The 12,990-nt window shown below is 62.4% G+C and carries 14 protein-coding genes; 6 read left to right on the forward strand and 8 right to left on the reverse strand.

Features of this window, described 5'->3' with window-relative positions; translation table 11 throughout:
* Positions 1-12: 12 nt before the first annotated feature.
* Together AAFN84_RS08005 and AAFN84_RS08010 are read left to right on the forward strand one after the other, a co-directional pair.
* Entirely contained in the window at positions 13-1,161 is a 1,149-nt protein-coding gene (locus AAFN84_RS08005) for an acyl-CoA dehydrogenase family protein (protein ID WP_347514038.1), read from the forward strand.
* A gap of 90 nt (positions 1,162-1,251) precedes the next feature.
* The gene (locus AAFN84_RS08010) at positions 1,252-1,587 is read left to right on the forward strand and encodes a TIGR01244 family sulfur transferase (protein WP_347514039.1); all 336 of its coding nucleotides are present in this window, start codon (positions 1,252-1,254) and stop codon (positions 1,585-1,587) included.
* Positions 1,588-1,652: 65 nt separating this feature from the next.
* Here the strand turns inward: AAFN84_RS08010 and AAFN84_RS08015 are convergent, their stop codons facing one another.
* The 5 genes from AAFN84_RS08015 to AAFN84_RS08035 form a co-directional block, all read right to left on the reverse strand.
* Positions 1,653-2,975: a TRAP transporter large permease gene (locus tag AAFN84_RS08015; protein WP_347514040.1), complete on the reverse strand. Its 1,323-nt coding sequence runs from the start codon at positions 2,973-2,975 to the stop codon at positions 1,653-1,655.
* Entirely contained in the window at positions 2,972-3,502 is a 531-nt protein-coding gene (locus tag AAFN84_RS08020; protein ID WP_347514041.1) for a TRAP transporter small permease, read from the reverse strand. Before AAFN84_RS08020 ends, AAFN84_RS08015 begins: the two co-directional genes overlap by 4 nt.
* A gap of 112 nt (positions 3,503-3,614) precedes the next feature.
* Complete coding sequence (locus AAFN84_RS08025; protein ID WP_347514042.1) at positions 3,615-4,886, reverse strand: flavin-dependent oxidoreductase; 1,272 nt, start codon at positions 4,884-4,886, stop codon at positions 3,615-3,617.
* 71 nt (positions 4,887-4,957) lie between these two features.
* Positions 4,958-6,010, reverse strand: coding sequence for a TRAP transporter substrate-binding protein (locus AAFN84_RS08030; protein ID WP_347514043.1), 1,053 nt, complete (start codon positions 6,008-6,010; stop codon positions 4,958-4,960).
* A gap of 130 nt (positions 6,011-6,140) precedes the next feature.
* Entirely contained in the window at positions 6,141-6,608 is a 468-nt protein-coding gene (locus tag AAFN84_RS08035) for an Lrp/AsnC family transcriptional regulator (protein ID WP_347514044.1), read from the reverse strand.
* 131 nt (positions 6,609-6,739) lie between these two features.
* Here AAFN84_RS08035 and hppD point away from each other — a divergent pair, with 131 nt between their 5' ends.
* From hppD to AAFN84_RS08055, 4 genes are all read left to right on the forward strand, one after another.
* Positions 6,740-7,840 carry a 4-hydroxyphenylpyruvate dioxygenase gene (gene hppD / locus AAFN84_RS08040; protein ID WP_347514045.1) on the forward strand — a complete coding sequence of 367 codons (1,101 nt, stop codon included), beginning with the start codon at positions 6,740-6,742 and terminating at the stop codon, positions 7,838-7,840.
* Between the two features lie 141 nt (positions 7,841-7,981).
* Positions 7,982-9,841, forward strand: coding sequence for a patatin-like phospholipase family protein (locus tag AAFN84_RS08045; RefSeq protein ID WP_347514046.1), 1,860 nt, complete (start codon positions 7,982-7,984; stop codon positions 9,839-9,841).
* Entirely contained in the window at positions 9,810-10,271 is a 462-nt protein-coding gene (locus AAFN84_RS08050) for an ATP-binding protein (protein ID WP_347514047.1), read from the forward strand. The genes AAFN84_RS08045 and AAFN84_RS08050 overlap by 32 nt, the downstream gene beginning before the upstream one ends.
* Positions 10,268-10,612: an STAS domain-containing protein gene (locus AAFN84_RS08055; protein ID WP_347514048.1), complete on the forward strand. Its 345-nt coding sequence runs from the start codon at positions 10,268-10,270 to the stop codon at positions 10,610-10,612. The genes AAFN84_RS08050 and AAFN84_RS08055 overlap by 4 nt, the downstream gene beginning before the upstream one ends.
* Positions 10,613-10,628: 16 nt before the next feature.
* On the opposite strand, the gene AAFN84_RS08060 is transcribed toward AAFN84_RS08055, so the two are convergent.
* From AAFN84_RS08060 to AAFN84_RS08070, 3 genes are read right to left on the reverse strand one after another with little or no spacing between them, the layout of a single operon-like run.
* Positions 10,629-10,829, reverse strand: a complete 201-nt coding sequence (locus AAFN84_RS08060; protein WP_347514049.1) for a DUF2783 domain-containing protein — start codon at positions 10,827-10,829, stop codon at positions 10,629-10,631.
* Positions 10,826-12,439, reverse strand: a complete 1,614-nt coding sequence (locus AAFN84_RS08065) for an FAD-dependent oxidoreductase (protein WP_347514050.1) — start codon at positions 12,437-12,439, stop codon at positions 10,826-10,828. Before AAFN84_RS08065 ends, AAFN84_RS08060 begins: the two co-directional genes overlap by 4 nt.
* Entirely contained in the window at positions 12,439-12,972 is a 534-nt protein-coding gene (locus AAFN84_RS08070; RefSeq protein ID WP_347514051.1) for a DinB family protein, read from the reverse strand. Before AAFN84_RS08070 ends, AAFN84_RS08065 begins: the two co-directional genes overlap by 1 nt.
* Between the last annotated feature and the right edge of the window lie 18 nt (positions 12,973-12,990).

Raw genomic sequence — 12,990 nt, forward strand, 5'->3', positions numbered from 1 at the left:
CAGGGGAAGCAGATGGATTTCGACCTTTCCGAAGAGCAGTCGATCCTGAAGGACTCGCTCGACAGGCTTCTGGCCGACAAATACGGCTTCGAGGATCGCAAGCGCCACATGGCCGCGCCGGAAGGCTGGAGCGCGCAGATGTGGAGCCAATATGCCGAGATGGGGCTGATGGCACTGCCGTTCGCCGAAGCCGATGGCGGCATCGGCGGCACGCCTGTCGAAACGGCGATCGTGATGGAGTCGCTCGGCAAGGCGCTGGCACTGGAGCCATATTTTTCCACCGTCGTTCTCGGCGGATCGTTCCTTCGCTTCGGCGCCGACGACGACCAGCGTGCCGAATACGTCCCTGCGGTGGCCGAAGGCAGCCTCAAGCTGGCCGTTGCCCAGCTCGAGCGAAATTCGCGCTACGACCTGCACCATGTCGAGACCACCGCGACGAAGAACGGCGACGGCTTCGTGCTCGACGGCCAGAAGAGCGTCGTGCTCAATGGCGACAGCGCCGGCAAGTTTTTCGTCACCGCCCGAACCGCAGGCGGCACGCGCGACGAAGGCGGCATCGGCGTCTTCATGGTGGATGCGGCCGCTGACGGCGTCTCCGTGAGGGGGTATCGAACCCAGGACGGCGCGCGCGCGGCCGAAGTGACTTTCGACAAGGTCAAGGTGGGCAGTGACGATGTCATCGGTGATCCGGAAGACGGGCTGGCTCTGGCGCGCCGTGTCGTGGATGCGGGGATCGCGGCGCTGACGAGCGAGGCCATCGGCGTGATGTCGGCCATGCATGCGCTGACGGTCGACTACCTCAAGGTCCGCAAGCAGTTCGGCGTGCCGATCGGCCAGTTCCAGGTGCTGCAGCACAGCGCGGTGGACATGTTCGTCGCCATAGAGCAGGCCCGATCCATCTCGCTCTATGCCACGATGATGGCAGACAGCGACGACGCCGACGAACGCGCGCGTGCGATGCATGCCGCGAAGGCCGAGATCGGGCGCGGCGGCCGGATCGTCGGCGAAAATGCCATCCAGTTGCACGGCGGCGTCGGCATGACGATGGAACTGGCGGTGGGACACTACTTCAAGCGCATGACCATGCTCGACATGGCATTCGGCGACGCCGACCATCACCTGCGCGCGCTCGCGGCAAAGGGTGGACTGATGGCGGCATGACGGCCATCAGCCATCACCTTCGTTGCGGGCGCCTTGGCATTTGGCGCCGCACGACGTAGATGAAGGCTAATCCAAAGCCGAGGTCATCCCATGGAAATCCGCCAGATCACCGAAGACTACTCCGTCGCGCCGCAGATCGGTCTCGAACACGTGCCGCTGATCAAGGCCGCCGGTTTCAAGAGCGTCATCTCCAACCGGCCTGACAGCGAGGACGGCGCGGTCCCGCATGGAGAGATCGAGGCGGCCGTTCGCGAGGCCGGGATGGAATTTCGCTACATTCCCGTCATCAGCGGGCAAATGACCCAACAGAACGTCGATGACCAGGCCGCGGCGCTGGACGCGCTTGCAAAGCCGGTACTCGCCTATTGCCGCTCAGGCGCGCGCTGCACCAATCTCTATGCGCTGGTGAGCGAACAGCGCGACTGATCCACATACGATCCTTTTGACAAGACGCCCGGCATGCGTGCCGGGCGTCTTGCGTTTGGCTCGTGTCAATAGAGCAGTCTGACCATCAGCAGCGTGATGGGCGGGAAGAGGACCAGCAGCATCGTGCGGATCATGTCGCTCAGCACGAACGGCATCACGCCGCGATAGGTGTGCAGGATCGGCGTGTCCCTTGCCATCGAGTTGATGACGAAGAGGTTCATGCCGACAGGCGGCGTTATGAGCCCTACCTCCACCACGATCAGCACGAGGATGCCGAACCAGAGCGCGAACTCCTCCGCGCCAAGGCCATAGTCGAGGGCGCTGACGATCGGGAAGAAGATCGGGATGGTCAGCAGGATCATCGACAGCGAGTCCATCAGGCAGCCGAGGACCAGGTAGAACACCAGGATGCAGACCAGCACCAGCCAGGGATTGAAGCCCTGCTCGGAGATGAAGGCAGCCGCCTCTGTCGGCAATTGCGACAGTGCGAGGAAGCTGTTGTACATGGCCGCACCGAAGACGATGAAGAAGATCATCGCCGTGGCCGACGCCGTCGTCAGGATCGACTGGAGCAGCGTCGTGCGTGTCAGTCCGCCATTGACGAGCGCGATCAGCCCCGTGCCGGCAGCACCCACTGCGGCAGCCTCGGTGGGTGTGAACCAGCCCGTATAAATACCCCCGACCACTGCCACGAAAACCAGCAGGACCGGCCAGACATCGGCCAACGCCTTGAAGCGTTCCCGGTAGGGCTGGCACGGGCTCGACCCAGCGGACTTTGGATAGAGACGCACGTAGATCGAGATCGCGATCATGTAGCCGATGGCCGCCAGGATGCCCGGCACAAAGGCAGCAACGAACAGCTTGGCGATGTTCTGCTCGGCAAGGATCGCATAGATCACGAGCACCACCGACGGCGGGATGAGAATGCCCAGCGTGCCGCCCGCCGCGAGTGTCCCGGTGGCCAGTCCTCCCGAATAGCCGTAGCGCTTGAGCTCCGGCAGGGCGACCTGGGCCATGGTTGCCGCGGTCGCCAGCGACGAGCCGCAGATTGCGCCGAAGCCTGCGCACGCGCCGATGGCCGACATCGCCACGCCGCCGCGCCGGTGTCCGAGAAAGGCGTTCGCCGCCTTGAAAAGAGATTGCGACATGCCGCCCAGCGAGGCGAACTGGCCCATCAGCAGGAACAGAGGAATGATCGACAGCGAATAGCTGGAAAAGGTCGAGTAGGTCTCGCCTTTCAGACGCGCCAGGATCGGCGCAGGGCTGCCCATGATCAGCCACGTGCCGCCCAGTCCGCACAACAGCATCGCCAGCCCGATGGGGATGCGCAGGAAGATCAGCAGCAGCAGGATTGGGAACGAATAGAGCCCGAGTTCGAGACCGCTCACGAGTGCCCCTCCTGCGAGGAGGTGATCTCACCCTCGCCCCTGACGAATTCGTTGAACCGGACATAGGTCATGTAGAAGGAGACGATCACGCCGGCGACCACGGCAACCATCGCCGCGGCAAATCCCCACCAAACGGGAAACTGCAGGATGAACGTGGTCTCGTTGTAGCGCATCTTGTCGAGCATGCCGTGCCACAGGCGCCAGGCAATCAACGTGATGACTATCGTCATCAGAATTTCAGTCACGAGATTGATGAAGCGGTTCACGCCATCCGGAAAAAAGCTGGTGAAGACGTCCACCGTGGCATGCGCGCCTCTCAGTTGACACCAGGGCAGAAACGAGAAGACGGCAAACGCCGTCAAAGCCTCGACCAGTTCGAAATCCCCCGGGATCGGCCCCAGCCCGTAGCGCACGAACGCACGCCCGGTGATGCTGACAACCGTCAGCACCGTGATCGTGACCAGCACCAGGCCGCCAAGTATGGCGAGCCCCCGCGCCAGCCATTCAATGGCTCGCGATCGGCTCATGCGAAACCTCCCATTCTCGGGCTCACGCGGCACTCCGGCTTGGCGCCAATATGCATGGGCCGCGCTTCGCCCGAACTTTGTTATGCTTCATAACGGATTTTGATCTCCGTATTCAAGCTGGAATCGACTGCTTCCCCGGCACGATCGATGGGCGTGAATTGAGCGTGTCGACGTCGAAGCCGGCGATCTTCTTGTAGCCGGCCGCCGTCTGTTCGAGTTCTTCGCGCGACAGTACCTGCGCGATATCATCGAAGACACCGCCGCAGCGCTCCTCGACCACCTGCATGACCTGGTCCGGCCCGTTGCCACGGTTGGCCTCGACGATACGCGTCGTCGCCGGCCGGCGCTCCGCCTCGTAGGCTTCGAGCGCTTCGGTCGTCATGCCATGGTCGATGAAAGCTCTCGTGAGCACGCGCGCGTCCATGATCGCCTGCGATGCACCGTTCGAGCCGATCGGATACATGGGGTGGCCGGCGTCGCCCAGCAGCGTTACCCGTCCGCTCGTCCAGCGCTCCAGGGGATCGCGATCCACCATCGGGTATTCGAAACATTCGCCGCCGGCGCGCATGAGAGCCGGGCAGTCGAGCCAGTCGAACCGCCAGTCCTCGAACGCCGGCATGAAGTCGGCGAAATCGCCCTTGCGGTTCCAGTCTTCGCGATTCCAGCCGGAACCTGGCTCGTATTTCAGTTCGCCGATCCAGTTGATCAGAGCCTCGCCCGTTTCCGGATCTGTCTTCGAGATCGGATAGGTGACGAATTTCTGCCATTCATGGCCGGCCATCGCCATCGTCGCCCCGGTGAGGTATGGCTTCGCCACCGTCGTCCCTCGCCAGAGCACCGCACCGCCCCAGCGCGGCGGCCCTTCATTGGGGAAGAGCTGCTTGCGGACCGCGGAATGGATGCCATCGGCGGCGATGAGAAAGTCGGCTTCATCGGAACGTTCGATGCCGTCAGGACCGCGCAATCGAACCGTCACCGTCTTCCCGTCCTGATGGAAGCCTGTCACCGACGTGCCGCCGGTGACGGCTGACGCTCCCAGCCTCTCCCGTACAGCCTCGTAGAGGATCATCTGCAGCTTGCCGCGATGGACCGAGAATTGCGGCCAGTTGTAGCCGGCATACATGCCGCGCGGCTCCGACCAGATCAGTCCGCCCTTCTTCGAGAAGTAGGCCACTTCGCGCGTGCGTACGCCGATCTCCTCCAGACGATCCGCCAATCCGAGTTCGAAGAGTTCGCGCACCGCGTGGGGTTGCACGTTGATCCCGACACCCAGTGGCCGAATGGCGGGCACCTGCTCGTATACGCGTGCCGCGATGCCGGCCTGATGCAGGGAAAGCGCGAGCGAGAGCCCCGCGATGCCTGCGCCGGCGATGATGACCTCCATGCCTCCCCCAACTTCTCAAAACGATTACGGGGCGGGCAAGGCTGCCCGCCCCGTTTCCCATGGCGCCGACCTTACTGTGCCGCCGTGTATTTCTCAATCAGTGAACGCGCCTCGTCCAGAAGAGCCTGGCCGTCGAGACCCTTTTCATCGGCTTCCTTGACCCAGTTCTCGATCACCGGCTGAGCTGCGGCCTTCCAGCCTTCGACATCCTCCGCGCTCAACGTGATGATGTTATTGTCGCGGCCCACCGCCAACTCGCGGCCCGGCGCGTCGTATTCCTGCTGGGTCTTGCCGAACAGGGCAGAGACGTCCTGGCCGGAATTGTCGTCGATCACCTTCTTGAGGTCGTCGGGGAGGCTGTCATACTTGGCCTTGTTCATCGCCAGCACGAAGGTCGTCGTGTAGAGCGCGTGATCGCCACCGAACTCCGTGTGGTTGCTGACCAGCTCCTGTACCTTCAATGATGGCACGACCTCCCATGGAACCACGGCACCGTCGATGACGCCCTTGGAAAGCGATTCCGTGACGGCCGGGATCGGCATGCCGATCGGCGTGCCGCCCAGTTCCGCAACCAGCGCAGTGATGACGCGGGTGGGTGCGCGGACCTTCATGCCCTGAAGGTCTTCCATCTTCTCCACCGGCGTGCGCGAGTGGATGACACCGGGCCCATGCACCCATGCCGCCAGGATGTGAAGATCCTTGAACTCGCCATCCTTCATGTTGGATTCGAAGAGATCCCAATAGGCGCGCGACGTTGCCTCGGCATTGGTCATCATGAACGGGAGCTCGAACACTTCCGTCGACGGGAAACGGCCGGGGGTCGAGCCTGGAAGCGTCCAGACGATGTCGACCGTTCCGTCCTGCGCCTGGTCGATCAACTGCGGGGGCGTGCCGCCGAGCTGCATGGCGGGATACCGCTCGATCTTGATGCGGCCGCCTGATTCCGATTCGATCTTGTCCGCCCACGGATCGAGCGCATGCTTGGGCACGTTGGCCTGAGCCGGCAGAAACTGATGCAGGCGCAGCGTGACTTCCTGCGCAATACCGGACGTGGTGGCCGACAGCCAGCCGACGGACGCGAGCGATGCTGCGATGACGAGCGATTTGATGGATGCAGACTTCATCCTGTTCCTCCCTGATGAGTTCGTGTCCGGCGGCTCCTCCAGCCGCTGAAAGTCCGGACCTGACGCGATCCTACAGATGTTTATGTAACAATAAAGCGCCGATCTTCGGAATTTCCGTAACATTAGCGATTCACAGAGGAAGCGCCGTCGTTTCCTTGAGCGTTTGCAGCACGATGGCCGTCTTGACGTGCTGCACGGACTCGTGAGGCAGGAGGATGTCGTTCACGAAGCGCGCGAGCGATGGCAGGTCCGGCGTCACCACCTTGAGGAAATAGTCCATTTCCCCTGTCAGCGCATGCGCCTCCTGCACCTCAGGCAGGCGTGTCAGCAGGTCGGCAAAGCGCCGGGCATTGTCACGATTGTGCGTCGAAAGGGTCACCGAGATCACGTTGACGAGCGAAAAGCCAAGCCTGTCGCGATCAAGCACGGCCCTGTAGCCGCGTATCAAGCCTTCTTCCTCAAGCCGCTGGCGGCGACGCGAACATTGCGACGGCGACAGGTTCACCCGCTCAGACAGATCGTTGTTGGTGAGGCGCGCGTCCTCCTGCAAAAGAGACAGCATCTTGCGGTCAAATCCGTCAATGCGCTCGCTTTCCATGCCTTCACTCCACTACGTGCGAAATTCATGCATCTTTCATGCATCCCAAGCACGCGAATGCAAGCCTCTTGCGGCGGATTCGACATAGCATCGGACAATCGTTGCAATTCGTTCTTTCAGAGGAGCAAGCCATGGGTCCCTTTCCGCACGACGCACCGCCGGCCAAGATCACGACGGAGAATCCCGCCGGCACGGACGGCTTCGAATTCGTCGAGTTCGCCCATCAGGATCCGGCGAAGCTTGAAGAACAGTTCGTTCGCATGGGCTATGCGCCCGTGGCGAAGCACAAGAGCAAGAACATTACGGTGTGGCGCCAGGGCGACATCAACTATGTGGTGAACGCCGAACCAGGCTCCCACGCGATGCGCTTCGTGGACGAACATGGCCCCTGCGCGCCCTCGATGGCGTGGCGTGTCGTGGATGCCAAGCATGCGTTCGACCATGCCGTATCCAAGGGTGCGACGCCCTATGAAGGCAGCGACAAGACGCTCGACGTGCCGGCCATCGTCGGCATCGGCGGATCGTTGCTCTACTTCGTCGAGACCTACGGCCAGAAGGGCTCGGCCTACGACGCGGAGTTCGAGTGGCTGGGCGAGAGGAACCCGAAGCCGGAAGGCGTCGGGTTCTATTATCTCGACCACCTCACCCACAATGTCTATCGCGGCAACATGGACAAGTGGTGGGCGTTCTACCGGGAGCTTTTCGGCTTCAAGCAGATCCATTTCTTCGACATCGACGGGCGCATCACGGGCCTCGTCTCGCGCGCGATCACGTCGCCCTGCGGCAAGATCCGCATTCCGCTGAACGAGTCGAAGGACGATACCAGCCAGATCGCGGAATACCTGCGCAAGTACAACGGCGAAGGCATCCAGCACATCGCCGTCGGCACGGACGGCATCTACGAGGCCACCGACAGACTCGACGCAAACGGCCTGAAATTCATGCCCGGACCACCCGAGACCTACTACGAGATGTCGTACGACCGGGTGAACGGCCACGACGAGCCGCTGGAACGGATGAAGAAGCACGGTATCCTCATCGATGGTGAAGGCGTGGTAAATGGCGGCATGACAAAGATCTTGCTGCAAATCTTCTCAAAGACAGTCATCGGACCGATCTTTTTCGAGTTCATCCAGCGCAAGGGTGACGAAGGGTTCGGCGAGGGCAACTTCCGCGCATTGTTCGAATCCATCGAGGAGGACCAGATTCGCCGCGGCGTCATCACCGCCTGACGGTCTTCGCTCAAGCCTCGCCTTGAACTGAGCACCGGGACGCAATACCCAACCGGAAATTGCATGATTGCGAGCGCGGTTGAACCCGCTATGATCATGCGGCGCGCGGACATTGCATTCGAGGGTGGCATAGATTCAGGCATGGTACGGAGTGAAGAGGCGACGAATGCGGCGGCCGGCGGCACTGGCGCCGCATCCGCTGATGACGAAACTCGACACTCGACGTTACGCTGGCTGGCGTTTCAGGAGTTCTTCGAGGACGTTGCTGCCGAAGAACTGGAAATCCTGCTCGACGATATCGCGCTCATCCCGCTACGGCGTGGCGAGGCCCTGTCGAGCGAGGCCCACGCGCAAGGTGACATCTACATCCTGCGCACTGGCCTGGCGGTTGCGAGCTTTTCGACGCCCGAGGGACACGCCAGCGAAATGGCCCCATTGGAGCCTGGCGATCTTACGGGCGGCTTTGCAATCCTGACCGGATCATCGTTCCCGATCACGGTGCGTGCGTTGCGCGACTGCACGTTCTACCGGATCGGCGAGACAGCCTTTCGAACATTCCTGCAGACGTCGCATCGCGGCTCGCTCGGGGTCATGCGCCATGTCGGACGGTGGCTGCTGAACAGCATCCGCCCCGTTGCGCGCCCTCGGGAAGGGCGCAATGTCGCGCTCGTGCCGGTTGCAGATGGGCTGGATCTGGTGGCCATCGGGGACACGATTGCGCGTTACATCGCCACCCAGCGGCTCGCCGTGGAATTCCTCCCCCCTGCCTCAGCGCCCGACAATTCGGAAATCCTGTTGGCGATCGAGGCGATCAACGACGTCGTCGTGATGGTCACCTCGCCCGAAGATCCCGCATGGCAGAAGCGGGCGATCGCCAACGCCGATCTCGTCGTGCTGGTGGACCAGGCAGGCAGGACGCCCTTGCCCCTACCCGACCTCGACGAAATCTGCGGCGATGGCCCAAAGCCGACGCTCGATCTGCTCGTAATCCATCCGTCAGAGGCCCGGTATCCCGCCCCCTCGGCGCGGTGGGCGGGGCGCACCGATTTTGACGAGCGCATGAACATTCGGGATGGTGACGCGTCTGATCTCGAATTCGTTGCGCGCATGCTGACGGGCCGGGCCGTCGGTCTCGTCCTGGCCGGAGGCGGCGCGCGCGGCTACGTGCATATGGGCGTGATCCGGGCGCTGCGCGAGGCGGGAATGCCGATCGACATGGTGGCAGGGACCAGCATGGGCGCCATCATCGGAGCGACGCTGGCTTACGGCTGGAGCGGAGACCGCACGATGGCGGCCCTGCGTGCCATGTATGCGCGCAACAGCCCCGTTGGCGACTATACCTTGCCGCTCGTCTCACTCGTCAGGGGCAACCGAGTCTCGCAGAGGCTGCGCGATTCGTTCGAAGACCTGACGATCGATGAGATGTGGCGCCCGTTCTTCTGCGTGTCCTCGAACCTGAGCACCGGCCGTCCGCACATTCATCGCAGCGGAAAGACGTGGGAAGCGTTGCGCGCGAGTTCGGCCCTTCCCGGCATCCTGCCTCCCATGATGCTGGAGGGGCAGGTGCTGGTCGACGGCGCAATCATGAACAATTTTCCCGTCGACGTCATGCGCCAACGAGGCCGAGGCGCAGTGATCGGATCGCACATCAAGGTCGACGAGGCATTCCTGTCGACACTGGCCAACATCGAGGATTTGGGCATCCTCGGGCTGGCGAGACAGATTCGCGCACAGCCGGTCAACATATTCAGCATCATGAGCCGCACCGCGACCGTGAGCAGCCTGAAACAATCCGAATATTGCTGCGCCGTCTCGGACTTTCTCATAGAGGCCCCGGCGTCGGACGTCGGCCTGCTCGATTGGCGATCGCTGGACCTGTTGGCGGAGCGTGCCTATCGTCATACCAGCGAAGCGATTGAAGAATCGGGCCTGACCTATGACACCCTTATCGCCGCGCTTGGCGGCAATCTTGAACAGTTTCCGCTCCGGGCACATGGCTGAGAAAACGTTTCGCATCGAGAACCGGACGTCGGCGATCCCGAAGCTCATAGACGATACCGAGGCATGGCTCAAACAAGGTGGCGTCGATCACGTGGACAGCTATGTGGTGTGCGTCGCCCTGGATGAAATCGTCAGCAACATCGCCAAATATGCGCATACCGACGACAAACTGCATCTCATTGATGTTCGCCTCTCCATCGTGCGCGAGCGCGTGGTGACTGAGATCGAGGACGATGGCGTGGCGTTCGATCCGCTGCAAAGCGCGGAACCCGATCTGGACATTTCGGTGGAGGATCGGCAGATCGGGGGCCTTGGCATTCATCTTGTCAAAAACCTGATGGACGATGTCGCCTACAGAAGAGATGGGACGCGCAATCGTCTGACACTCACCAAGAACCGTGCTCCCGCGAGCACCGAGGCCGAACAATGACGCTTGTAGTGAAGGAAGACACGGAGAGTGGCATCGCCATTCTCAATGTCACCGGACGCCTGGACAGCAATACCGCTTCCGACCTTGAACCGACGCTTTTCGAGCGCACCCGAAACGAAGCTGCGGTGCTGCTGGACATGCAGGCGGTTCCCTACATCAGCTCCGCCGGGCTTCGCGTGCTGCTTGGCGCAGCCAAGATCGCCCGCGCCACCGGTACCCGTCTGGCGCTGTGTGGATTGGCCCCGCAGGTCCACGAGGTGCTGCAGCTAAGCGGCTTTGCCCGCGCGTTCGAGACGTTCGGCACGCGGGCCGACGTGATGGACGCGATGAGTGCCACCTGACGCCAGCCATTGCGAATCACTTCGCAGAAGCGGCGCTTTTCAGAAGTCCCAAAAGCCTCTCCATGTCGCCGATGTCGTTGGCCATCAGAAGTATCAGGCGCGCGTTGAGCCTGGCGCTCTCGTCGAACGACAGGCCTTCATGGGCATCCATCAACGCGGCGTAGAAATCGTCAGCCACGGGTCCCAGGCGATCGCCCCCTTGCCGCTGCTCTTTCATGAGCTTCTCCCGCAGGCACGCTCGGTCGCCGCGACCAGCGCATCGATCGATGCGGCGGAAAACCGTCCGGCAATGTGCTGGTCGGGCCTGACGAGATAGATGTTGCCGGAGCCGTAGCGCTGCCTGACCGCTCCGGTTTCGTCGTCGAGCACCGTGACGGCCTCACGCGGGGCCGCGCCGGTGTCACCGGTGACGAGGACGCGCTTCACGTGCGAGGGGAGCCCTTTCGGGAGCGCGGTGTCGATCGCCAGTGTGGCAAAGCCATCCCCGAAGTGATTCAGCAGCCAGCCGCCTCCTGCGAGCGGGGCATCGGGCATCGCATCGCCGACGGGCACGCCGCCTTCGCTGTCTGCCGGGGTCTGGAGACCAAGCCCCGCCAGCGAGCAGGGACGGGATAGCCGGCCAGAATTGACCAGCCGGCGCGCGAATTCATGCCCGGCCGCAAGCTCGAGCACGCTGTCGCGGAAGATGCGCTCGATATCCGTCTTCGGTGTCATGAACGACGTGGCGCGCGAGGAATTGAGGATGTTCTCGTCGGCACCATGAATGCGTTCCTCGTCATAGGTCGCGACAAGGCTTTCAGGCGCCTTGCCCTGCACCGCCAAGGCAAGCTTCCAGACCAGATTGTCCACATCCTGGATGCCGCCATTTCCGCCGCGCGCTCCGAAGGGCGAGACGATGTGGGCGGAATCACCCGCGAAGATCACGCGGTCATGGACGAAGCGCTCCAGCCGCCGGCACTGGAACGTATAGACCGAGACCCAGTCGAGCTCGAAGTTCCGGTGGCCGATGATCTTCTCGATGCGCGGGATGACGTTTTCGGGCTTCTTTTCTTCGTCCGGGTCGGCGTCCCATCCCAATTGCAGGTCTATGCGATAGATGTCGTCGGGTTGCTTGTGGAGGAGCGCGGACTGGCCATTGTGGAACGGCGGCTCGAACCAGAACCATCGCTCGGAGGGAAAATCCGCCTTCATCTCGACGTCGGCGATCAGGAACCGCTCCTCGAAGACGCGGCCGGCAAAGTCGAGACCCAGCATGGAGCGGACCGGCGAACGGGCGCCGTCGCAAGCGATCAGCCAATCGGCTTCCAGTTCGTAGATGCCGTCCGGCGTCTCCACAGTAACCGAAACGACATCGTCAGACTGCGTCACTCCGACGACGCGGTTCTTCCAGCGCAGATCGATCATGTCCGGGAAATCGCCGGCGCGTTCGACCAGATATTGCTCGACGTAATATTGCTGGAGGTTGATGAACGCTGGCATCTTGTGCCCGGGTTCGGGCAGCAGGTCGAAGTTCCAGACCTCGCGGTCGCGATGGAACAGGCGACCGACCTTCCAGGTGACGCCCTTGGCGACCATTCTTTCGCCGATGCCCAGCCGGTCGAAGATTTCCAGCGTGCGCTTCGACCAGCAGATCGCGCGGCTGCCGACCGAGACGACATCGTTATCGTCGAGCACGATGCAGCGAACGCCGCGCAGGGCGCAATCGATCGCAGCGGCAAGCCCGACGGGACCGGCTCCGACGATGACCACCGGCGCGCGAGCGGTCCCGCTGCCGGACAGTTCAGGCGGCTTCCGATAGGGGAAAGGCGGATAGTCGTAGCGCGGCATCAGGCCAGTCCCATCCGCCCGATTTCAGGATCGCGATCGAAATCGAGAAAGAATTCGTCTAGTTGCGGCGGCTTCACCCCGGTTCCGGCAAGCATCGCATGGGCCTGTCCCCGGTGGTGGATCTGGTGCTGGAAGAGGTGCGCGAGAAGATTGTCCATGCGTTCAGGGATGCGTCCGTCCGAACCGCGATCGGTCTCCACCGTGCGGCACATGTCGACCTCGGTGAGCGCGCCGCAAAACGCCATCAGCCGCTCGTCAGATCGCGTCTGCAAGGGAGCAAGGTCAGAAGCCCGGGGGAAGATTTTTTCGACGGCAAAGATGTCCAACCCAGTGCCCGCCTGTTCCAGCGCATCGATATAGTAGAGGTCGATGAAATAGTTATGTGACAGCGTCGCGGCAATCGACGGGAAGAAGGACGTCCGCCTTGCCGTGAAAGCCTCGTCGTCGAGCTGCGCGCAGGCGCGCAGCAGCACATGGTTCGACCATCGGTTGTTTCGCGCCATCGCGGAAAAATGCGCGGACAGCCCCATCATCCAGTCCTCCGGATTTCC

The organism is Mesorhizobium sp. CAU 1741, assembly GCF_039839275.1.
Classification (GTDB): domain Bacteria; phylum Pseudomonadota; class Alphaproteobacteria; order Rhizobiales; family Rhizobiaceae; genus Aerobium.